The sequence below is a fragment of the Pseudomonas canadensis genome (genome assembly GCF_000503215.1).
Classification (GTDB): Bacteria; Pseudomonadota; Gammaproteobacteria; order Pseudomonadales; family Pseudomonadaceae; genus Aquipseudomonas; species Aquipseudomonas canadensis.
In genome coordinates this window covers 984,373-1,006,482 of the sequence record NZ_AYTD01000013.1, presented here as the reverse complement: position 1 = coordinate 1,006,482, position 22,110 = coordinate 984,373, and the positions used below count along the sequence as shown (strand labels likewise).

At 61.6% G+C, this 22,110-nt stretch carries 22 protein-coding genes, 1 pseudogene and 1 riboswitch; of the genes and pseudogenes, 19 read left to right on the top strand and 4 right to left on the bottom strand.

Going from position 1 to position 22,110, the window contains the following annotated elements:
* Window positions 1–30 precede the first annotated feature (30 nt).
* The 8 genes and pseudogenes from U367_RS1000000132375 to U367_RS0113490 form a co-directional block, all read left to right on the top strand.
* A pseudogene (locus tag U367_RS1000000132375) lies at window positions 31–132 on the top strand (outer membrane lipoprotein carrier protein LolA); the annotation flags it as partial.
* A gap of 8 nt (window positions 133–140) precedes the next feature.
* Window positions 141–1,034, top strand: coding sequence for a LysR family transcriptional regulator (locus U367_RS0113520; RefSeq protein WP_028617381.1), 894 nt, complete (start codon window positions 141–143; stop codon window positions 1,032–1,034).
* 6 nt (window positions 1,035–1,040) lie between these two features.
* On the top strand, window positions 1,041–1,637 hold the full coding sequence (locus tag U367_RS0113515) for a tRNA-uridine aminocarboxypropyltransferase (RefSeq protein ID WP_028617380.1): 597 nt from the start codon (window positions 1,041–1,043) through the stop codon (window positions 1,635–1,637).
* 111 nt (window positions 1,638–1,748) lie between these two features.
* Window positions 1,749–2,651 carry a cysteine synthase CysM gene (gene cysM, locus U367_RS0113510; RefSeq protein ID WP_028617379.1) on the top strand — a complete coding sequence of 301 codons (903 nt, stop codon included), beginning with the start codon at window positions 1,749–1,751 and terminating at the stop codon, window positions 2,649–2,651.
* Window positions 2,651–4,003, top strand: coding sequence for a 23S rRNA (uracil(1939)-C(5))-methyltransferase RlmD (rlmD, locus tag U367_RS0113505; RefSeq protein ID WP_028617378.1), 1,353 nt, complete (start codon window positions 2,651–2,653; stop codon window positions 4,001–4,003). The genes cysM and rlmD overlap by 1 nt, the downstream gene beginning before the upstream one ends.
* Before the next feature lie 119 nt (window positions 4,004–4,122).
* Window positions 4,123–6,366 carry a GTP diphosphokinase gene (gene relA, locus U367_RS0113500; protein ID WP_028617377.1) on the top strand — a complete coding sequence of 748 codons (2,244 nt, stop codon included), beginning with the start codon at window positions 4,123–4,125 and terminating at the stop codon, window positions 6,364–6,366.
* 8 nt (window positions 6,367–6,374) lie between these two features.
* A complete protein-coding gene (gene mazG, locus U367_RS0113495; protein WP_028617376.1) occupies window positions 6,375–7,208 on the top strand; it encodes a nucleoside triphosphate pyrophosphohydrolase in 834 nt (277 codons plus the stop codon).
* Between the two features lie 25 nt (window positions 7,209–7,233).
* The gene (locus tag U367_RS0113490) at window positions 7,234–7,779 is read left to right on the top strand and encodes a DUF2058 domain-containing protein (RefSeq protein ID WP_028617375.1); all 546 of its coding nucleotides are present in this window, start codon (window positions 7,234–7,236) and stop codon (window positions 7,777–7,779) included.
* A gap of 98 nt (window positions 7,780–7,877) precedes the next feature.
* Here the strand turns inward: U367_RS0113490 and U367_RS0113485 are convergent, their stop codons facing one another.
* From U367_RS0113485 to purM, 4 genes are all read right to left on the bottom strand, one after another.
* Complete coding sequence (locus U367_RS0113485) at window positions 7,878–8,066, bottom strand: hypothetical protein (protein WP_010208657.1); 189 nt, start codon at window positions 8,064–8,066, stop codon at window positions 7,878–7,880.
* Window positions 8,067–8,330: 264 nt separating this feature from the next.
* Window positions 8,331–9,044, bottom strand: a complete 714-nt coding sequence (locus tag U367_RS0113480; RefSeq protein WP_028617374.1) for a DUF3108 domain-containing protein — start codon at window positions 9,042–9,044, stop codon at window positions 8,331–8,333.
* An 8-nt stretch (window positions 9,045–9,052) separates the two neighbouring features.
* Window positions 9,053–9,703, bottom strand: coding sequence for a phosphoribosylglycinamide formyltransferase (gene purN / locus U367_RS0113475; RefSeq protein ID WP_028617373.1), 651 nt, complete (start codon window positions 9,701–9,703; stop codon window positions 9,053–9,055).
* The gene (purM, locus tag U367_RS0113470; RefSeq protein ID WP_016976515.1) at window positions 9,703–10,761 is read right to left on the bottom strand and encodes a phosphoribosylformylglycinamidine cyclo-ligase; all 1,059 of its coding nucleotides are present in this window, start codon (window positions 10,759–10,761) and stop codon (window positions 9,703–9,705) included. The genes purN and purM overlap by 1 nt, the downstream gene beginning before the upstream one ends.
* A 342-nt stretch (window positions 10,762–11,103) precedes the next feature.
* Between purM and U367_RS0113460 the strand changes: the two genes are divergently transcribed.
* From U367_RS0113460 to U367_RS0113405, 11 genes are all read left to right on the top strand, one after another.
* The gene (locus tag U367_RS0113460) at window positions 11,104–12,144 is read left to right on the top strand and encodes a DUF2066 domain-containing protein (protein WP_028617372.1); all 1,041 of its coding nucleotides are present in this window, start codon (window positions 11,104–11,106) and stop codon (window positions 12,142–12,144) included.
* 32 nt (window positions 12,145–12,176) lie between these two features.
* Window positions 12,177–13,250: an AI-2E family transporter gene (locus U367_RS0113455; protein WP_028617371.1), complete on the top strand. Its 1,074-nt coding sequence runs from the start codon at window positions 12,177–12,179 to the stop codon at window positions 13,248–13,250.
* A gap of 203 nt (window positions 13,251–13,453) precedes the next feature.
* Window positions 13,454–14,158: a DnaA regulatory inactivator Hda gene (gene hda / locus U367_RS0113450; RefSeq protein ID WP_010208669.1), complete on the top strand. Its 705-nt coding sequence runs from the start codon at window positions 13,454–13,456 to the stop codon at window positions 14,156–14,158.
* Between the two features lie 213 nt (window positions 14,159–14,371).
* Window positions 14,372–15,001, top strand: coding sequence for a C40 family peptidase (locus U367_RS0113445; protein WP_016976518.1), 630 nt, complete (start codon window positions 14,372–14,374; stop codon window positions 14,999–15,001).
* Window positions 15,002–15,145: 144 nt separating this feature from the next.
* On the top strand, window positions 15,146–15,682 hold the full coding sequence (locus tag U367_RS0113435) for a C40 family peptidase (RefSeq protein ID WP_028617370.1): 537 nt from the start codon (window positions 15,146–15,148) through the stop codon (window positions 15,680–15,682).
* Between the two features lie 154 nt (window positions 15,683–15,836).
* A riboswitch (cobalamin riboswitch) is annotated at window positions 15,837–16,087 on the top strand.
* 79 nt (window positions 16,088–16,166) lie between these two features.
* Complete coding sequence (gene cobO, locus U367_RS0113430) at window positions 16,167–16,778, top strand: cob(I)yrinic acid a,c-diamide adenosyltransferase (protein WP_028617369.1); 612 nt, start codon at window positions 16,167–16,169, stop codon at window positions 16,776–16,778.
* On the top strand, window positions 16,775–18,106 hold the full coding sequence (locus tag U367_RS0113425) for a cobyrinate a,c-diamide synthase (RefSeq protein WP_028617368.1): 1,332 nt from the start codon (window positions 16,775–16,777) through the stop codon (window positions 18,104–18,106). Before cobO ends, U367_RS0113425 begins: the two co-directional genes overlap by 4 nt.
* Window positions 18,103–18,753, top strand: a complete 651-nt coding sequence (gene bluB, locus U367_RS0113420) for a 5,6-dimethylbenzimidazole synthase (protein ID WP_028617367.1) — start codon at window positions 18,103–18,105, stop codon at window positions 18,751–18,753. Before U367_RS0113425 ends, bluB begins: the two co-directional genes overlap by 4 nt.
* Window positions 18,750–19,658, top strand: a complete 909-nt coding sequence (gene cbiB / locus U367_RS0113415; protein ID WP_016976523.1) for an adenosylcobinamide-phosphate synthase CbiB — start codon at window positions 18,750–18,752, stop codon at window positions 19,656–19,658. Before bluB ends, cbiB begins: the two co-directional genes overlap by 4 nt.
* Entirely contained in the window at window positions 19,651–20,640 is a 990-nt protein-coding gene (gene cobD / locus U367_RS0113410) for a threonine-phosphate decarboxylase CobD (RefSeq protein WP_028617366.1), read from the top strand. Before cbiB ends, cobD begins: the two co-directional genes overlap by 8 nt.
* The gene (locus U367_RS0113405) at window positions 20,637–22,088 is read left to right on the top strand and encodes a cobyric acid synthase (protein WP_028617365.1); all 1,452 of its coding nucleotides are present in this window, start codon (window positions 20,637–20,639) and stop codon (window positions 22,086–22,088) included. The genes cobD and U367_RS0113405 overlap by 4 nt, the downstream gene beginning before the upstream one ends.
* Window positions 22,089–22,110 lie beyond the last annotated feature (22 nt).

Below are 22,110 nucleotides of genomic sequence, written 5' to 3'. Positions count from 1 at the left end.
AAACTGGTCCCAACCTTTGTAGGAGCGAGCTTGCTCGCGAAAACCGTCAACGATGACGCAGCGCATCTGGTTCTACACGGCGCTCTCAGGTTTTTCGCGAGCAAGCTCGCTCCTACAATTACCGCGTTTTTGGAGGCCTCATGGCCAACGCCTTGCCCGACCTGAAACTCCTGCGCATCTTCGTCAGCGTCGTGCGGCATCAGGGGTTTGCCAATGCCCAGCACGAACTCAACCTGTCCACATCGGCCATCAGCACGTACATGAGCCAGCTGGAAGCGGCGTTGGGCCTGGTGCTGTGTCATCGCGGGCGTGGTGGGTTCAGCCTCACCAGCAAAGGCGAATTGTTTCATCAAGAGACCTTGCGTCTGCTGGGCGAGCTGGAAGGTTTCGAGCAATACGCCGCCGCGTTGAAGGGCGAGTTGCGCGGCACGCTGAAACTGGGTGTGCTGGACTCCACGGTTAGCGACAAAGCGTTGCCCTTCGCCGAAGTGATCGGCGCCTACAGCCTGGAACACCCGGCGGTGCACTTGCATCTGTCGGTGATGAGCCCTTATGAGCTGCAACTGGGCGTGCAGGACAACCGCCTGGACTTGGCCATCGGCGCGTTTTCCAACCGCATGAGCGGGCTGATCTACATGCCGTTGTACCGCGAGCAGCACTGGCTGTATTGCAGCACGCGGCATCCTTTATTCAATGAACGGCGCATTCCCGAGCAGGTGATCACGCAGCAACGGATGGTCGGTCGCGGCTATTGGAGCCAGGCCGAGTTGGCACGCCACGGCTTCAAGCACAGCGCAGCCACCGTGGAGAGTATGGAGGCGCAGCTGATCCTGGTGCTGTCCGGCGCCTACATCGGCTACCTGCCCGAGCACTATGCCCAGGCCTGGGCCGATAAGGGCGACCTGCGTGTGTTGCTGCCGGCGACCTTCGGCTATCAGGCGCCGTTCTCGATGATCATGCGTCGAGGCCGCAGCCGCGAACCGCTGATCCAGACCTTCCGCGACTTACTCAAAGCCCAGCTCAACCAGGCCTGATAAACCATGTCCAGACCCCAATGTTCCCGTTGCCTCAGGCCTGTCGCCCACTGTCTGTGCGCGTTGATCCCCAATCTCGACAGTCGCACGCGGGTGTTGCTGTTGCAGCACCCGAGCGAGGTCAACCATGCGTTGAATACCGCACGGCTGGCGGCGTTGGGTTTGAACAACGCGCAGTTGGTAGTAGGGGAGGTGTTTGAAGACTTGCCGACGTTGTTGAACGTGCCCGGTTACCAGGCTCGGTTGCTGTTTCCGGCTGACGACGCCCAGCCATTAAAGGTGTACGCGCCCGAAGATCAGCCGCTGCTGCTGGTGGTTCCCGACGGCACTTGGCGCAAGGCGCGCAAGCTTTTGCACCTCAACCCGCTATTGGCGGCGTTGCCAAGGGTCGCGTTGGCCGACAGTGCGGTGTCCCGTTATCGGTTGCGCAAGGCCCCCGGCCCCGGTGCGCTGTCGACAGTGGAGGCGATTGTGCAGGCGCTGGAGGTCCTGGAATCGCCAGCTTCGTTTGCACCCTTGCTCAAACCCTTCGATGCGTTGATCGACGGCCAGATTGCGGCGATGGGGCCTGACGTGTTCCAGCGCAACCATGGACAGCGGTGACCATTCGGTGGCTTATTCCTTTTAGCCATAAGGTCCGCACTTTGCGTGATATGGCCCGCCGGCCTTTCCCGGTATGATGTTCGCCCCCGCAGTCTGGATTGCGAATACGCCATGACCTTGCAGTACCCTACAATCGCCGATTGCGTCGGCAACACGCCCCTGGTCCGCTTGCAACGCATGGCGGGTGAAACCAGCAATACCCTGTTGCTCAAGCTCGAAGGGAACAACCCGGCCGGTTCCGTAAAGGACCGCCCGGCGCTGTCGATGATCACCCGCGCCGAGCTGCGCGGGCAGATCAAGCCCGGCGACACCCTGATCGAAGCCACTTCGGGTAACACCGGGATCGCCCTGGCCATGGCCGCCGCGATCAAGGGCTACAAGATGATCCTGATCATGCCCGACAACGGCAGCGCCGAACGCAAGGCGGCGATGACCGCCTACGGCGCCCAACTGATCCTGGTGACCCAGGAAGAGGGCATGGAAGGCGCACGGGACCTGGCCGAGCGCATGGCCGCCGAAGGCCGTGGCCTGGTGCTGGATCAGTTCGCCAACGGTGACAACCCGGAGGCGCACTACACCACCACCGGCCCGGAAATCTGGCGCCAGACCCAGGGTACGATCACCCATTTCGTCAGCTCCATGGGCACCACCGGCACCATCATGGGCAACTCCCGCTACCTGAAGGAGCAGAACCCGGCGATCCAGATCGTCGGCCTGCAACCGATGGAAGGCTCGGCCATTCCCGGTATCCGCCGCTGGCCCGAAGAGTATCTGCCGAAGATTTACAATTCGACTCGCGTGGACCGCATCATCGACATGGCTCAGCGTGAAGCCGAAGACACCACCCGCCGCCTGGCCCGTGAAGAAGGTATTTTCTGCGGCGTGTCGTCCGGGGGCGCGGTGGCCGGCATGTTGCGCTTGTCCCAAGAAGTGGAAAACGCGGTGATCGTCGCGATCATCTGTGACCGAGGCGACCGCTACCTGTCGACCGGCATCTTCGACGAACCCAACTGATGGCCAAGCACGAGAGAGGCCTGCGCTTCCAACCGACGGGCGGCAGCCGGGCCCCGCAAATCCCTGTGGGCAAGAAACAACGCCTGACCATCGAGCGCCTGGCCAATGACGGCAGGGGCATTGTGTTCTTTGAAGGCCGCACCTGGTTCGTGAATGGCGCGCTGGCCGGCGAAGAAGTTGAAGCGCGAGTGTTGGGGGCTCACGGCAAGATCGTCGAGGCGCGCACCGAGCGCGTGTTCAAGGCCAGCGAACTGCGCCGCCCGGCGCCGTGCGCCCATGTTGGCCGCTGTGGCGGTTGCAGCGTGCAGCATTTGCCCCACGGCGAACAACTTGCCCTGAAACAGCGCATGCTCGCCGAGCAACTGTCCCGTGTGGCCGGTGTCGAACCGCAAGAGTGGGCCGCACCGTTGAGTGGGCCGGAGTTCGGCTACCGTCGCCGCGCCCGTGTCGCCGTGCGCTGGGATGCCAAGGCGAAGCAGCTGGAAGTAGGTTTTCGCGCCGTGGCCAGCCAGGACATCGTTGCCATCGACGATTGCCCAGTGCTGGTACAGGCCTTGCAACCGATCATGCAGCGCCTGCCGAATATGTTGCGGCGCTTGAGCAAACCGCAGGCCTTGGGGCATGTGGAGTTGTTCAGCGGTACGTCCATCGCCGTGTTGCTGCGGCACATGGCGCCGTTGTCGGAAGCGGATCTGCAGGTGTTGAAGGAATTCTGCGCCTTCCATGAAGCCCAATTGTGGCTGCATGGCGAGGGGCAACCTGAGCCGGTCGAAGTCGATTCAGTCTTGGGTTTTCGATTGGAACAGTGGGGTCTGGAGCTGGCATACCGACCTGGCGATTTTGTGCAGGTCAACGCCGGGGTCAACGAGGCTATGGTCGCCCAGGCCTTGGAATGGCTGGCGCCACAACCCGACGAACGGGTGCTGGACCTGTTTTGCGGCCTGGGCAACTTCGCCCTGCCACTGGCGCGCCAAGTGCGTGAAGTGGTGGCGGTGGAAGGCGTGCAGACCATGGTGGACCGCGCGGCCGTCAACGCTGTCAGCAACGATTTGCATAATGCGCAGTTTTTTCAGGCCGATTTGTCCCAGCCTTTGACTGACGCGGAATGGGCCAAACAGGGCTTTTCTGCGGTACTCTTGGACCCACCCCGTGATGGTGCCCTGGAGGTTGTGCGCAAGCTCGCGACCCTGGGAGCCAAGCGTCTGGTGTATGTGTCCTGCAACCCGGCCACGCTGGCGCGGGATACAGTTGAGTTGGTCAAGCAAGGCTACCGGCTAAAACGTGCCGGGATCCTCGACATGTTTCCGCAAACCGCGCATGTCGAGGCGATGGCGTTATTTGAAGCGGGCTAGGATGCCCGTTTAATCCGACCGGCCTGTCGTCTCCAGGGCCTGTGATCTGCCAGGGAGCAGTAGAAGGTCGGCGATGAATTCTGGCGCATCAAAGGTGCGTCGTAGGGAAGGTAAGCAAGATGGTACAGGTGAGAGCACACCAGCCGATCAACACCGACGGCAGTATCAATCTCGAGGCATGGCTGGATCATGCCATCAGTGTCGACCCGGCACTGGACCGTGAAGCCTTGAAAGCAGCCTGCGAGTTCGCTCGCGAGTCTGAGCAGCAAGACAATGCGGCCAAGAACCTGTGGGCAGAAGGCACTTCGAGCTTTCGCACCGGGTTGGAAATCGCCGAGATCCTCGCCGATCTCAAGCTGGACCAGGATTCACTGATCGCCGCCGTGCTCTATCGCGGCGTGCGTGAAGGGCACATCCCGTTGCCCACCGTCAGCCAGCGTTTCGGCGCGGTGGTGGCCAAATTGATCGACGGCGTGCTGCGCATGGCCGCCATCAGCGCCAGCCTCAGCCCGCGCCAGTCCATGGTGCTGGGCACCCAGGGCCAGGTCGAGAACCTGCGCAAGATGCTGGTGGCGATGGTCGACGACGTGCGTGTCGCCCTGATCAAGCTGGCCGAGCGTACCTGCGCGATCCGTGCGGTGAAGACTGCCGACGACGAGAAGCGCAACCGCGTTGCCCGCGAAGTCTTCGATATCTATGCGCCGCTGGCGCACCGCCTGGGTATCGGCCATATCAAGTGGGAGCTGGAGGACTTGTCCTTCCGCTACCTCGAACCCGATCAATACAAACAGATCGCCACGCTGCTGCACGAGCGGCGGCTGGACCGCGAGCGCTTCATTACCGACGTGATGGGCCAGTTGCGTTCCGAGTTGCAGGCCACCGGCGTCGATGCCGACATCAGCGGTCGTGCCAAGCACATCTATTCCATCTGGCGCAAAATGCAGCGCAAGGGCCTGGCCTTCAGCCAGATCTACGACGTACGGGCCGTGCGCGTGCTGGTACCGGAAATGCGCGACTGCTACACCGCGCTCGGTATTGTCCACACCTTGTGGCGGCACATTCCCAAGGAGTTTGACGACTACATCGCCAACCCCAAGGAAAACGGCTACCGCTCGTTGCACACCGCGGTGATCGGCCCCGAGGGCAAGGTGCTGGAAGTGCAGATCCGCACCCACGCCATGCACGAAGAGGCCGAACTGGGGGTGTGTGCGCACTGGCGCTACAAGGGCACCGACGTCAAGGCCGGGTCCAACCAGTACGAAGAGAAGATCTCCTGGCTGCGCCAAGTGCTGGAATGGCACGAAGAACTCGGCGATATCGGCGGCCTGGCCGAACAGCTGCGCGTGGATATCGAGCCTGACCGGGTCTACATCTTCACCCCGGACGGTCACGCCATCGACTTGCCCAAGGGTGCGACGCCGCTGGACTTTGCCTACCGTGTGCATACCGAGATCGGCCACAACTGCCGGGGCGCCAAGATCAACGGGCGCATCGTGCCGCTCAACTACAGCCTGCAGACCGGTGAACAGGTCGAGATCATCACCAGCAAGCACGGCACGCCGAGCCGCGACTGGCTGAACCCGAACCTGGGCTACATCACCACGTCGCGGGCACGGGCGAAGATCGTCCACTGGTTCAAATTGCAGGCGCGCGACCAAAACGTCGCCGCCGGTAAAACCTTGCTTGAACGCGAACTGGGGCGCCTCGGTTTGCCCCAGGTAGACTTCGACAAGTTGGCCGAAAAAGCCAACATGAAGATCGCCGAAGACATGTTCGCCGCCCTTGGTGCCGGCGATCTGCGCCTGGCCCAACTGGTCAACCTGGCCCAGCAACTGGTCGAGCCGGAGCGCGGCAGCGAACAGCTGGAGCTGATCCCACGCAAGGCCACCGGCTACAAACCCGGCAAGCGCGGCGATATCCAGATCCAGGGCGTGGGCAACCTGATGACCCAAATCGCCGGCTGCTGCCAGCCGTTGCCGGGTGACGCCATCGTCGGCTACATCACCCAGGGCCGTGGCGTGAGCATTCACCGCCAGGACTGCGCCTCGGTGCTGCAACTGGGCGGCCGTGAGCCGGAGCGGATCATCCAGGTCAGCTGGGGCCCGGTGCCGGTGCTCACCTACCCGGTGGACATCATTATTCGCGCCTACGACCGTTCCGGCTTGCTGCGTGACGTGTCGCAAGTGCTGCTCAACGAGCGGATCAACGTGCTGGCGGTCAACACCCGCTCGAACAAAGAGGACAACACCGCGTTGATGTCCCTGACGATCGAGATTCCGGGGTTGGACGCATTGGGGCGGTTGCTGGGGCGGATTTCCCAGTTGCCGAACATCATTGAGACACGCCGTAACCGTACCCCATGAGTGAGTCGATGTATTCGCTGGAAGACCTGCTACACCTGATGAATCGCCTGCGGGACCCGCAATACGGGTGCCCGTGGGACATCAAGCAAACCTACGCGACCATCGTCCCGCACACCCTGGAAGAAGCCTATGAAGTGGCCGACGCCATCGAGCGCGGCGACTTCGATCACCTGCAAGGCGAGCTGGGCGACCTGCTGTTCCAGGTGGTGTATTACAGCCAGTTGGCGCGCGAAGAAGGGCGCTTCGAATTCGCCGGTGTGATCGACAGCATCACGCGCAAGCTGATCCGGCGTCATCCGCACGTATTTCCTACCGGCGATCTGTATGCACCGCTGGATATCCCGCAGCTGAGTGAAGAACAGGTCAAGGAACGCTGGGAGCAGATCAAGGCCGAGGAGCGTGCGGAAAAATCCGATGCGCCGGAGCAGCTCTCCCTGCTGGACGATGTGCCCACGGCGCTGCCGTCCCTGTCTCGTGCCGCCAAATTGCAGAAGCGCGCCAGCCAGGTCGGCTTCGACTGGCCGTCGGCCCTGCCGGTGGTGGATAACGTGCGCGAAGAGCTGGATGAGGTGCTCGAAGCCATGGCCGACAACGATTCGGTGGCCATTGCCGATGAGGTCGGTGATCTGCTGTTCGCGGCGGTCAACCTGGCCCGTCACCTCAAGGTCGACCCGGAAACCGCGCTGCGTGGCGCCAATGCCAAGTTCGAACGACGCTTCCGATTTATCGAACAGGCATTGCGCGATACGCACCAATCCATAGAAGATTGCACCCTCGAAACGATGGACGCCCTGTGGGGCGAAGCCAAACGTCAGGAAAAGAATGTGTCCAGCTGCGGTTGAGCAGTTGCCTAAGTGAGTAAGCACCATGAGCCTTTCCCTTCGCGACCAGTTGCTCAAAGCAGGTCTGGTCAACCAAAAGCAGGCCAAGCAGGTCGGCAAAGAGAAACAGAAGCAGCAGCGCCTAGTCCACAAAGGCCAAATCGAGGCGGATGACACCCAGGCCCGCCTGGCGGCCGAGGCGCACGCCGAGAAGGTCAAGCGCGACCAGGAACTGAACCGCCAGCAGCAGGAAAAAGCCGAGGCCAAGGCCCGCACCGCCCAGGTCAAGCAACTGATCGAGACTTCGCGGCTGCCCAAGCTGACCACTGAGGACTACTACAACTTCGTGGATGACAAGAAGGTCAAGCGCCTGTCGGTCAACACCCTGATGCGCAACAAGCTGAGCAACGGCTCCCTGGCTATCGTGCACCACGGCGGCGGCTACGAGGTGATCCCGCGCGAGGCGGCGCTGAAGATCCAGGAGCGCGCACCGGAGCGTATCGTGCAGCTCAATATCCTGACGGAGAGCCAGGTGCCGGACGAGGATGATCCGTACGCGGCCTACCAGATCCCGGATGATCTGATGTGGTAAGGCTGTAGAAACAACAAACCCCGCTCAAAAGGCGGGGTTTTTGTTTGCAGGCAATCCAACTGCTGTGTGGGGCTGGATGCCTGCCGAATTTCAGAGTCTCAGGAGCCTTGCGCCTGGCGTCTCATCTCAAGGGCTTCGAGCTCGTTTTTATAATTATGAGCGTCGCTCTCGTTGTGAAACATGCCGACCAACAGGTCTTGTTGGTGTACATCCCAGATGTGAATCCCATGGCCCAGTGCTTCGTGGGACATATGTTCGTCGTCGCGTTCAGTTACTTTTACAGTCATCTGCTTGCTCCAATCTCTGGTGGATCTGCGGCAAGTCGTCGCAGGCCTTTGTTATATGATTTGTTAGCTTGCTAAGTAAACCGACTTTTCGCGCAACAATTCATTGCAGCAAATGCAACAGTCCTGCAGGCCGCGTAAATCGCGACATTGCGTCGCAGGGCGCTGAGTTTTATGACAAAAGTTTCATGTTCGCGTCAGGGTGGAACCCAATCGACAGGCGAAAAAAAGCCCCGCATTCGCGAGGCTCTTTGTTCCAGTTACCTATCAGCTACCTTTGACAGCCTTACCGTCAACGGTACCGTCCTGCAGCATGATGTTGTATTCCTTGCCATCGGTTTCCACCTGACGCAGGGCAACCAGGATGCCGCCCTGGTCCTTGGCAAACCACATCTGGGTGATGCGCTTGCTCTGAGTCGGGTCACGCACGCGCTCGACCTTGATCGCGTCGATGGAGCCCACCTTGGTCTGGACCTTTTCCGGGCCAATCACGCGGAAGTCGTAGGTGTCGACGTCGGTGCCTTCCACCACGTTGTAGCTCATGCTCTTCTTGCCGGCCGCCACATCGCGCTGCAGGGCCAACTGGTAGGTCGACTTGTCGAGCATACCGCTTTGCAGGGGCACGTTGACCGCGTCCTTGTTTTCAAAGCCGGTGACTTTCTTGGCGGTCTGGTCGAAGTCCAGGTTGATCTTCTTCGCCTTGCCCAGGCCACCGCGCTCGAAGGTGTAGCTCTTCGGTTGCAGGGCGTCCTTGTCAAACAGGATCACGCTGGTTTCGGTGAGGCTGGCGATCATCATGGAAGCCTTGAAGTTCAAGGTCCAGGTGCCATCGCCATTCTTGGCCAGGCTGCGTTCAGCCGAGCCACTCATGGGCAACTGTTTCCAGTCGGCGGTGTAGCTGACGGAGAAAGGGTGAAGGTCTGCTGCTTGCACCGTTGGCAAGGCGAACAGCGCAAAAGCGAAGAGCAAAGCGCGACGCATAAAATCTCCTAGGTTCGAATCAAGTGGCCGCTGGCCGCGAGTAACTGACCGTCCAATAATGCACCCTGGTCGCCAAGAATCAACCGCCCCTCGGCAAACCAGCGCACCGCCAGCGGGTAAATCCTGTGTTCCTGGGTGTGAACCCGTTGCGCAAGCGTCTGCGCCGAGTCGTCAGACTCTACCGGAACCACTGCCTGTACGACCAGAGGCCCGCCATCGAGTTCCTCGGTGACAAAGTGCACGCTGCAGCCGTGCTCGCTGTCGCCGGCATCGAGCGCACGCTGGTGCGTGTGCATGCCTTTGTATTTGGGCAGCAGGGAAGGGTGGATATTGAGCAGGCGCCCTGCGTAATGCCGCACGAAGTCAGCGCTGAGGATGCGCATGAAACCGGCGAGTACCACGAGTTTGGGGTTGAAGGCGTCGATCAGTTCGATCAAGGCGCTGTCGAAGGCCTCGCGACCGTCGAAAGCCTTGTGATCCAGCGAGCGGGTGTCGATGCCCGCGTCCCTGGCGCGTTGCAGGCCGTAGGCGTCGCTGCGGTTGGAGATCACCGCAGCAATGCGCACCGGGCTGTCGCCGGTGCGCGTGCTGTCGATCAGGGCCTGCAAGTTACTGCCGGTGCCGGAAAGCAGCACCACGACATCACAGGTCTCAGGCATCAGTGAGCCTTGAGGTTCTTCAGTTCGACCTGGGCCGCGCCTTCGGCGGCAGTGGCGATCTGACCGATGACCCAAGGCTGCTCGCCAGCTTCACGCAGGACGTTCAGCGCGGTTTCAACGTGCTCTTGCGCCACGCAGATGACCATGCCTACGCCGCAGTTCAGCACGCGGTGCATCTCGGTTTCGTCGACGTTGCCTTTCTCTTGCAGCCAGTCGAATACTGCCGGACGCTGCCAGCTGGCCACGTCAACGATGGCCTGGGCGCCTTTTGGCAGCACGCGCGGGATGTTGTCCAGCAGGCCGCCGCCGGTGATGTGGGCCATGGCCTTGACGGCGCCAGTGTCCTTGATCAGCTTGAGCAGAGGCTTGACGTAGATGCGGGTCGGGGCCATCAGCAGGTCGGTCAGCGGCTTGCCGTCGAGTTGGGTGTTCTCGATCTCGGCGCCGGACACTTCGATGATCTTGCGGATCAGCGAGTAACCGTTGGAGTGCGGGCCGGAAGAAGGCAGGGCCAGCAGGGCGTCACCGGCGGCAACCTTGGAGCCGTCGATGATTTCGGCTTTTTCCACGACGCCGACGCAGAAGCCGGCCAGGTCGTAGTCTTCGCCTTCGTACATGCCTGGCATTTCAGCGGTTTCGCCGCCGACCAGGGAGCAACCCGACAGCTCGCAGCCAGCGCCGATACCGGTCACCACTTGTGCAGCGGTGTCCACGTTCAGCTTGCCGGTGGCGTAGTAGTCCAGGAAGAACAGCGGCTCTGCGCCGCACACCACCAGGTCATTGACGCACATGGCAACCAGGTCGATACCAATGGTGTCGTGCTTGTTCAGGTTCAGTGCCAGGCGCAGCTTGGTGCCCACGCCGTCGGTGCCGGACACCAGGACAGGCTGCTTGTAGCCGGCCGGGATTTCGCAGAGGGCGCCAAAACCGCCCAGGCCGCCCATGACTTCGGGGCGCGCAGTGCGCTTGGCGACGCTCTTGATGCGTTCGACCAATGCTTCACCGGCGTCGATGTCTACACCGGCGTCCTTGTAGCTCAGGGAGGGTTGCTTGCTCATGATCCAGGCCTTTAGGGGGGATTCAGGGGTAACGACCGAGCGGGCGGGGGCTTTTATAAAGGCCACGCCGTTGACGGTCTGCGAAGGCGCGCGATTTTATCAGGCTTGAGGGGCAGCGGCCATCCTCGGGCCGACGGGCAGGGGCATATGGCGTTAAAAAAATGCTAATCGGGTCTGCTTTGGCGCGTATTAAGGTATAGCCTTTACTGCGCTAGCGTTGTGACAGTACGAAAACTTACCAAGACCCTGTGAATGTTTTATCGGTCGCCGTGGTCACAGCCTTGGCAAACCGAGTTCACGCGGTCTGTTCCAGCCGCTAAATTTGTCGTTCGGGAATCTTCCATGCGTCTGTGTAAATTCTTCTTTGTAGGCTGCTTGTCGTTGGTCAGCCTGGCGAGTCATGCCGAAACCCTCAATGGCCTTTATCAAGTACTCGAACCCGTCAGCAGCCAGTCGCCCCAAGAGCGCGACCAGGCCACCCAGCGTGCAGTGCAGACCCTGGTGATCCGCCTGACCGGCGACGCCAAGGCCGCCGAGGGCCCAGGTTTGGCGGCCGTTCGTAAAGATCCGCAACAAATCATCAGCCAGTACGGCTACGACGCCGGCCCGCCGGAAAGCCTGCAAGTGGATTTCGACCCGGTAAGCACTGATCGCGTCCTGCGCGAAGCGGGCTTGTCGATCTGGGGCAGCAATCGGCCGTCGATCCTTGGCTGGTGGCTGAACGACTCCACCGAAGGCAGCAGCCTGGTGGGTGATGGTCAGACCGTCGCCCAGGCGCTGCGCCGTGCCGCGCAACACCGTGGCTTGCCGCTGCGCCTGCCGCTGGGCGACCTGGATGAGCAGGTGGTCGCCACCGCACCGAACCTGGAAAGTGCTGATGCCACGCCATTGCGCGCCGCTTCCGAGCGTTACGGCGCCGACGCTTTGCTGGCCGTGCATGCGCGCCAGGAAGGCAGCCAATGGCAAGCCAAATGGCGCCTGTGGCTGGGCGACAAGAGCGAGCAGGGCACCGTGCAAGGGGCCGACACCGGCGCTGTGGCCGACGCGGTGATGCTGGCGGTCAGCCAAAAGCTCGCGCCACGCTTTGCGGTCAAACCCGGCGTGAGCACCGAACAATTGCTGGAAGTGCAGGGCATGACCTTGGAGCGTTATGCCGCACTGGGTCATCTGCTGGAGCCGTTTGGCGGTCAGCCGCAGTTAGTCGATGGCAATCGCATCGTGTACCGCGTCAATGGCAGTGCCGATCAATTGCGTACCCAGTTGAGCCTGGCCAAATTGCAGGAGATTCCCGCAGGTGAAGCGCCGGTCCAGCAGCCTGTAGTAGACGGCACTCAGCCTGCGGTTGCTCCCGAACCTCAGGCGCAACTGCGTTTTCGTTGGTAGCAGTTTTCTTCTTTATATAGGTGGAGTGGTTTATGGCCGATACGCGTCGTTGGGTGTGGCTAGGCGGGATTGTCCTGCTGTGCGCGTTTGTGTTCCTGCTGCATTCGATCCTGACGCCGTTCCTGGTTGCGTTGCTGCTGGCCTATCTGTTCGATCCGGTGGTGGATCGCCTGGAAAAAGCCGGGTTGTCGCGAACCTGGGGCGTAGTGGCAGTGTTCGCCCTGTTTACCTTGATCATCACGGCGTTGGTGCTGGTGCTGGTGCCGATGTTGGCCAAGCAACTGTTCCGCCTGTATGAGCTGGCACCGCAGATGCTCGATTGGTTGCAGCACACAGCGATGCCGTGGGCGCAGGCGAAGTTGGGGTTGTCGGATGGCTTCTGGAAGTTCGACAAGGTCAAGGCGGCCATCAGCGAGCATATGGGGCAGACCACCGATATCGTCGGTGTGGTCCTCAGTCAGGCCACGGCGTCGAGCCTGGCGTTGATCGGCTGGCTGACCAACCTGGTGCTGATCCCGGTAGTGGCGTTCTACCTGCTGCGCGACTGGGACATCATGATGGCCAAGATTCGCAGCCTGTTGCCGCGTAATCGCGAAGAGCGCATCGTGTCTCTGGCCGAGGAGTGTCATGAAGTGCTTGGCGCCTTTGTGCGCGGCCAATTGCTGGTGATGCTGGCCCTGGGGATCATCTACGCCGCTGGCTTGATGGCCATCGGCCTGGAGCTGGGCCTGTTGATCGGCCTGATTGCCGGCCTTGCCGCAATCGTGCCGTATATGGGCTTTGTGATCGGTATCGGCGCGGCATTGGTGGCGGGGCTGTTCCAGTTTGGCGGCGACCTCTACCCGATGCTGGGGATTGTAGCGGTGTTCATGGTCGGCCAGGCCCTCGAAGGCATGGTGCTGACGCCGTTGCTGGTGGGTGATCGAATCGGCCTGCACCCGGTGGCAGTGATCTTTGCGATCCTGGCGGGCGGTGAGCTGTTTGGCTTTACGGGTATCTTGCTGGCGCTGCCGGTGGCGGCGGTGATCATGGTACTGGTGCGCCATGTACACGATTTGTATAAGGATTCGGATGTGTATACGGGGGTTGAAGACCCCGATCTGTAATCCCTCTGCAACAAACCCGGCCCAGGCCGGGTTTGTTGTTTCTGAAGCTGGGGCGTCAAACAATCTGCGTAAATCCAACAAGTTAACGCAAACCTTTGATTTTGCTTGGGGTCTGTTGCATTGTGCGCCCGGCGTCACGGGTATAAACTTTGCAAACTTTACACAGAGGCCACTAACGGTTCGTTTGGAGCCGTTCAGTCAGCATGAAACCGATTCAGCTGCCCTTGGGTGTGCGTCTGCGTGACGACGCCACCTTTATCAACTACTACCCAGGCGCCAATGCCGCTGCACTCGGCTATGTCGAGCGGCTCTGCGAAGCCGACGCCGGGTGGACCGAAAGCCTGATCTATCTGTGGGGCAAGCACGGCGTAGGGCGTACCCACCTGTTACAGGCCGCGTGCTTGCGTTTCGAGCAGATGGGCGAACCGGCGGTTTACCTGCCCTTGGCTGAGCTGATGGATCGCGGAATCGGCATCTTCGACCATCTTGAGCAGTACGAGTTGGTGTGCCTGGACGATCTGCAAGCCATCGCTGGCAAGGCAGAGTGGGAAGAGGCGCTTTTTCACTTATTCAACCGCTTGCGTGACAGTGGCCGGCGCCTGCTGATTGCCGCGTCCACCTCGCCGCGCGAGTTGCCGATCAAGCTGGCCGACCTCAAGTCGCGCATGACTCTGGCGCTGATCTTCCAAATGCGCCCGCTGTCCGACGAAGACAAACTGCGTGCCTTGCAACTGCGCGCATCCCGTCGCGGCCTGCACCTCACCGACGAAGTCGGGCATTTTATTCTCACCCGCGGTACGCGCAGCATGAGCGCGTTGTTCGACCTGCTCGAACAGCTCGATCAGGCTTCCTTGCAGGCCCAGCGCAAGCTGACGATTCCCTTCTTGAAAGAAACCTTGGGTTGGTAGCCAGCCAGCTGTTTTCACGGCTTTCGGCAAATTCCAGGCGCCAGAAAACCTGCGTTTGAGCCGGTTTGGCTACGCAAAAGGCAGATATAGGGTGTTAAGGGCTTAGATGTCATAGTCCAAACAAGAAGTCACATAGATCACGATTGAATTTGCAAATCGATGTGATAGAGGGCATAGTCTCGTCTTCTTTACATATCAGCCACGGTCGTGCCCATGCTAAATCGCTTCGCACCCCTCGTGCCCCTCGCACTCGTTACCCTGTTGTTTGGTTGCGCCTCCCACCCTCAACAGGTGGCAGAACAGCAAAAACCACAGGTTCAAAATCAGGCAAAATTCGTTGCTGCACAGTCTGCTTCTGTTTATGAAGAAGAGCTGGCAACGGAAAAAGAACTGGCCAATTTCTCCGGTAGCAAGCCTTACCAGCTTCCAGTTCTTGCCGACAGCATCCTCGAACGCGGCATGTCCCTGATCGGTACCCGTTACCGTTTCGGCGGCACCTCTGAAGCCGGTTTCGACTGCAGCGGTTTTATCGGCTACCTGTTTCGCGAAGAAGCGGGCATGAATCTGCCGCGCTCCACCCGCGAAATGATCAACGTGGATGCACCGTTGGTCGCGCGCAACAACCTCAAGCCGGGTGATCTGCTTTTCTTCAGTACAGCGGGTCGTGGTCGTGTAAGCCATGCCGGTATTTACCTGGGCGATAACCAGTTTATCCACTCCAGCAGCCGTCGCAGTGGCGGTGTCCGAGTCGACAACCTGGGTGACAGCTACTGGAGCAAAACCTTCATCGAAGCCAAGCGCGCACTCGCCATGGCCCCGACGACGGTTACCGCTAGCAAGTAAACTTAAAGTGATACTTGAAGTTTGACGTGTAAGCGCTAGAATCCCTGGACATTGTTGTAATCCGTTCGCGCGAGCTTTGCTTGCGCGTTCTGGTTTTCAGCGTTCGGCAGCGAAAGCCGCATCCAGACCAGGATTGTTCTGCCCATGTCGACCTCGGCCCGCCTGATCCTTATTCTTTGCGCCGCGCTGCTCAGCGCCTGCGCAAGTCGTCCACCGCCCGCGCCTGTAGCGGTTAAACCCAAGCCGGTGTTCAACTATTCCACCCAGAATTTCTCGCCTGCGGCTGAAGACGTACTCTTCCGCGCGCTGGGCCTGGTCGGCACGCCTTACCGTTGGGGCGGCAATACACCGGACTCCGGGTTTGATTGCAGCGGCCTGATCGGGTTTGTCTTCCGCGATGCTGCTGGCATCTCCCTGCCGCGTACCACCCGTGAACTGATCGTGATGCGCGCGCAGGATGTCAGCGAGCAAAATCTGCAGACTGGCGACTTGCTGTTCTTCGCCACAGGCGGCGGTTCACAGGTCAGTCACGCCGGCATCTACGTCGGTGAAGGCCGCTTTGTACACGCGCCGCAAACCGGCGGTACGGTGAAGTTGGACACCTTGTCCAAGGCGTATTGGCAGAATGCCTACCTGAGCGCCAAGCGCGTATTACCGGGGAATCTGGCGCGGAATCCCTGAATTGGCAGAGATCCAAATGTGGGAGCGGGCTCGCTCGCGAATGCGGTCTGTCAGTTTGTTAATGTGCTGACTGACACACCGCATTCGCGAGCAAGCCCGCTCCCACATTGGTTTTGTGGTGGGTTTAATTGACGCTCCACCCCCAACCCACTAACCTTCGCCGCTTGTTCCAGGTGCTCTGTGACCCATGGGTCGACGGAGTGAAACAGGGAAGCCGGTGAGTGAGCGCACTTGTACACAGTGCTGCCGCGATTCCGGCGCTGCCCCCGCAACGGTAAATGAGTCAAGACGCTGCCTTTTGCCACTGTATCGCTCGCGATATGGGAAGGCGCAGCGTCGGTCTGCGTGTCTATAAGACGTGCGTCACTCATGAGCCCGGAGACCGGCCTGCAACATCCAACAGCATCACGGTGGGCGATGCTTGGCTGTCTGTTTTTTCTTTTTCCTGCCCGCCGTTTTTGTCCAGCCCCAACGGAGAGCTGCCATGACCGATTCCCCCGACCGCGACGAACGCCACCTGGCGCGCATGCTGCGCAAAAAAGCCGTGATCGATGAACGCATCGCCAATTCCCCGAACGAGTGCGGCCTGCTGCTGGTGTTGACCGGCAACGGCAAAGGCAAGAGCAGTTCCGCGTTCGGCATGCTGGCCCGGGCCATGGGCCACGGCATGCACTGCGGCGTGGTGCAGTTCATCAAGGGGCGTAACAGCACCGGTGAAGAGTTGTTCTTCCGCCGCTTCCCGGAGCAAGTGCGTTTTCATGTCATGGGTGAAGGCTTCACCTGGGAAACCCAGGACCGCCAGCGCGATATCGCCGCTGCCGAAGCCGCCTGGGCGGTTTCCCGCGAGCTGCTGCAGGACCCTTCTATTGGTCTTGTCGTACTTGATGAGCTGAACATCGCCCTCAAGCACGGCTACCTCGACCTGGACCAGGTACTCAGCGACCTGCAAGCCCGCCCGCCGATGCAACACGTGGTGGTCACCGGCCGTGGCGCCAAGCCTGAGCTGATCGAAATGGGCGACACCGTCACCGAAATGGGCATGCTCAAGCACGCGTTCCAGGCCGGTATCAAGGCACAGAAGGGCGTCGAACTTTGAATCAGCCCCGTCATTGCCCGGCCGTCTTGATCGCCGCACCGGCGTCCGGCCAGGGCAAAACCACTGTCACCGCCGCGCTGGCCCGTTTGCACCGCAACCTGGGGCGCAAGGTGCGCGTGTTCAAATGTGGTCCGGATTTCCTTGACCCGATGATCCACGAACGCGCCAGCGGTGCGCCGGTGTATCAGTTGGACATGTGGATGGTGGGCGAGCAGGAAAGTCGCCGCTTGCTGTGGGAAGCGGCAGGGGAGGCGGACCTGATCCTGATCGAAGGCGTGATGGGCCTGTTTGACGGCACGCCGTCCAGCGCCGACCTGGCGCGACACTTCGGCGTGCCTGTCTTGGGCGTGATTGACGGCACCGCCATGGCCCAGACCTTTGGCGCGTTGGCCCTGGGCCTGGCGCGTTATCAGCCAGACTTGCCGTTCGCCGGCGTGCTGGCCAACCGCGTTGGCACCCTGCGCCATGCGCAATTGCTCGAAGGCAGCCTCACCGAAGGCCTGCGCTGGTACGGCGCGTTGTCTCGCGAGACCGGTATCGAACTGCCTAGCCGTCACTTGGGTCTGGTGCAGGCGAGCGAGCTGAATGACCTCGATGTACGTCTCGATGCCGCCGCCCAAGCGCTGGGCAGCAGTTGCGAAGTCGCGTTGCCGCCGCCGGTCACTTTTGCCGCGCCTGAAGTGATCGACGCCGAGCCACTGCTTAATGGCGTGCGCATCGCCGTGGCCCGCGACGAAGCCTTCGCGTTCACCTATGGCGCCAGCCTTGACCTGTTGCGGGCAATGGGCGCCGAGCTGAAGTTTTTCTCGCCGATCCACGATCGGCAATTGCCTGACGCCGACAGCCTCTACCTGCCCGGTGGTTACCCGGAACTGCACCACCAGGCGCTGTCGGAAAATACCCCGATGCTCGACGCCATCCGCGCTCATCATGCCGCCGGTAAACCGCTGCTCGCCGAATGCGGCGGCATGCTCTACCTGCTGGACTCGCTGACCGATGTCGACGGCACTCGCGCCGAACTGGTGGGTTTGCTGCAAGGCGATGCGGTGATGCAGAAGAAACTCGCGGCCTTGGCGCTGCAAAATGTCGACTTGCCTGAAGGCACGCTGCGCGGCCATACCTATCACCATTCGCTGACCACCACCGAGTGGCAACCGATTGCACGTGGCCTGAGCCCCAATGGCGGGCGCGGCGCCGAGGCGGTTTATCGCCAGGGGCGGATGACGGCGTCCTACGTACATTTCTATTTCCCCTCGAATCCCCAGGCGGTGGCTGCATTGTTCGCGCCCGATCTTGTAGGAGCCGGCTTGCCGGCGATGAGGCCATGACCGACAACGCCTTTCCCGAGGCCGACCGCCAAGCTGTTTACCGCGCCATCGCCGAACGTCGTGACATGCGCCACTTCAGCGGCGGCACCGTCGCCCCCGAATTACTCCACCGCTTGCTCCAGGCCGCGCACCAGGCACCCAGCGTCGGCCTGATGCAGCCCTGGCGTTTTATCCGCATCAGCGACCGCCAACTGCGTCGGCAGATTCAACAGTTGGTGGAAGAAGAGCGCGTACGTACCGCCGAGGCCTTGGGTGAGCGCTCCGATGAGTTCATGAAGCTCAAGGTCGAAGGCATCCACGACTGCGCCGAAGTGCTGGTGGCGGCGTTGATGGATGATCGTGAACGCCACATCTTTGGCCGGCGTACCTTGCCGGAAATGGACATGGCGTCATTGTCCTGTGCTATCCAGAATCTGTGGCTGGCGGCCCGAGTAGAAGGGCTGGGCATGGGCTGGGTCTCGCTGTTCGAACCCCAGGCCCTGGCCGATCTGCTGGGGTTGCCGCCCGGCGCGAAACCGTTGGCCGTGCTATGCCTGGGGCCGGTGGCCGAGTTTTACCCGGCACCGATGTTGCAGCTCGAAGGCTGGACCGAGCCTCGGCCGCTGAGTGACATGGTGTACGAAAATGGGTGGGGAGTGAGTCAATGAGTGTGGCTTTGCTGTGTGTCGCTGCAGTCGCGCTGGATGCGCTGCTGGGCGAACCCAGGCGCTGGCATCCGCTGGTGGCGTTCGGCAATTTCGCCGGGCGCATCGAGCAACGTTTCAATACCGGTGGCCGCGGCTGGCGCAGCCATGGCGTGACTGCATGGTTTATCGCCGTGGTGCCGCTGACCCTGCTGGCGACCGCTTTATCGTGGGCACCTTACATCGGCTGGGTATTGGAGATTCTGGCGCTGTATTGCGCCCTCGGCATGCGCAGCCTCGGCGAACATGTGATCCCAGTGGCTCAGGCCTTGCGCAGTGATGACCTGGAGGAAGCGCGCAAACGCGTCAGCTACTTAGTGAGCCGTCAGACCAGTGAACTGGACAGCACTGAAGTCGCCCGCGCCGCCACCGAGTCAGTGTTGGAAAACGGCAGCGATGCCGTGTTTGCTGCGATTTTCTGGTTTGTCGTCGCAGGCGTGCCGGGTGTGGTGCTTTACCGCCTCAGCAACACCCTCGATGCGATGTGGGGCTATCGCAACGAACGCTTCGAACGCTTCGGTTGGGCTGCGGCCAAGATCGACGACGTGCTGAACTACATTCCTGCACGCTTGGTGGCCTTGACCTACGCCGTACTGGGCAAGACGCGCCTGGCGCTCAAATGCTGGCGCACCCAAGGCCCGACTTGGGACAGCCCTAACGCTGGCCCGGTCATGGCGGCTGGTGCTGGCGCCCTGGGCGTGGAGTTGGGCGGTGCCGCGATCTATCACGGTGAAGTGCACCAGCGTCCGCAATTGGGCGAGGGCCCGGCGGCGGATGCCGATTCCATCGAGCGGGGCTGGCAACTGGTGCAGCGCGGCGTATGGTTGTGGCTGCTGATCCTATGCGCGGGGGCGCAATTCTATGCTTGAGCACGGTGGCCGGTTGCGCAAGGCGGCGATTCAATACGGAATAGCCGAGGCCGATTGGCTTGATCTGTCCAGCGGCCTCGCGCCCTGGCCCTGGCCGATCCCCGAGATCCCGCTGCGGGCCTGGGCGCGCCTGCCGGAAACCGACGATGGCCTGGAGCAGGCGGCCAGCGAATACTACGGCGCTGCGCACCTGTTGCCAGTGCCCGGTTCCCAGGCCGCCATCCAGTTGCTGCCTCGCCTGCGCCGCGCCGGCAAAGTCGGCGTGCTGTCACCTTGCTATGCGGAACACGCCGAAGCCTGGCGCCGCGCCGGCTACGTGGTGCGCGAAGTGCAGGAGCAGGAAGTCGACTTCTTTCTCGATGGCCTCGACGTGCTGGTGGTGGTCAACCCCAACAACCCCACCGGCCTGAGCCTGACCCCGCAACGCCTGCTGGACTGGCATTCGCGGCTGGCCCAGCGCGGCGGTTGGCTGGTGGTGGACGAAGCGTTCATGGACGTCACCCCTCAACTGAGCCTGGCGGGCCAGGCCCACCAGGTCGGCCTGATCGTGTTGCGCTCATTCGGTAAGTTCTTCGGCCTGGCCGGGGTGCGACTGGGCTTTGTGTTGGCCGAGCGCAAGCTGCTCAAGTTGTTGGCCGAGCAGGTCGGCCCCTGGGCGGTCAGCGGACCGACGCGGGTGTTGGGCCAGGTGTGCTTACGCGACACGGCCGGGCATGTGCGCCAGCGCACGCGTTGCATCGAGGCGGGCCAGCGTCTGTTTGCCTTGCTCGAGCGCCACGGCTTCCAACCCCAGGGCGGCTGCGCCTTGTTTCAATGGCTGATCACGCCCCACGCCGAACGTATGCACGAATTCATGGCCCAGCGCGGCATCTTGCTCCGGCTGTTTGTCCACGACAGCAGCCTGCGCTTTGGCCTGCCCGACACCGAGGCTGACTGGCTGCGCCTGGACCAAGCCCTGGTCGCCTATAAGGACGCCACATGAGTACGCTGATGGTGCAAGGCACCACCTCCGACGCCGGCAAAAGTACCTTGGTGACGGCGCTGTGCCGCTGGCTGGTGCGCCAGGGCGTAGCGGTGGCACCGTTCAAGCCGCAGAACATGGCGCTCAACAGCGCCGTGACTGCCGAAGGCGGCGAAATCGGCCGCGCCCAGGCCGTGCAGGCTCAGGCCGCCCACCTGGCGCCGCACACCGACATGAATCCGGTGTTGCTCAAGCCAAACAGCGACACCGGCTCCCAAGTGATCATCCATGGTCGCGCCGTCACCACCATGAACGCGGTGGCCTATCACGACTACAAAGCCATCGCGATGCAGGCGGTGCTGGCCTCCCACGCACGCTTGAGCCAGGCCTACTCGGTGGTGATGGTGGAAGGCGCGGGCTCCCCGGCGGAGATCAACCTGCGCGCCAATGACATCGCCAACATGGGCTTCGCCGAGGCGGTGGATTGCCCGGTGTTGCTGATCGCCGATATCAATCGCGGCGGGGTGTTTGCCCATCTGGTCGGCACCCTGGAACTGCTGTCGCCCACGGAGCAGGCGCGGGTCAAAGGTTTCATCATCAACCGTTTTCGCGGTGACATCGCGCTGCTGCAGCCCGGCCTGGACTGGCTGGAAGCGCGCACCGGCAAGCCGGTGGTGGGCGTGTTGCCCTACGTGATGGACCTGCACCTGGAAGCCGAAGACGGTATTGATCAGCGCCAGATCGACAAGGCGGCCCAGGTACTCAAGGTGGTGGTGCCCGTGCTACCGCGCATCAGCAACCACACGGATTTCGACCCGCTGCGCCTGCATCCCCAAGTGGATCTGCAATTTATTGGGCCTGGCCAGGCGATCCCGGCTGCCGACCTGATCATCCTCCCCGGCTCGAAAAGCGTGCGCAGCGACTTGGCCTATCTGCGCGCCAACGGCTGGGACACCGCCGTTGCGCGGCACTTGCGCTATGGCGGCAAGGTGCTGGGTATTTGTGGGGGGTTGCAGATGCTTGGCGGGCAGGTGCATGACCCGTTGGGCCTGGAAGGGGCTGCCGGTTCCAGCGATGGCCTGGGGTTGCTGGCGTTCAGCACCACGCTCGAAGAAGAGAAGCAGTTGCGCAATGTGCGTGGGCGTTTGGTGTTGGAGGATGCCGACGTCAGTGGTTATGAGATTCATGCGGGCGTGACGACGGGTGATGCGTTGTCGAATGCTGCTGTGGTCCTGGAAGACGGTCGCTGTGATGGCGCGCAAAGTGCCGATGGGCAAATTCTTGGGACCTACCTGCATGGTTTGTTTGAAAGTCCGGCGGCGTGTAGCGCCTTGCTGCGCTGGGCGGGTTTGCAGGATGTGCAGGACGTGGATTATCACGCGTTGCGGGAGCGCGATATCGAGCGTTTGGCGGACCTGGTGGAGAACCACTTGGATACCGAGTTGTTACGCAAGCTGTGTGGGGTTTGACGGTGAGTACGCGGTCCCAATG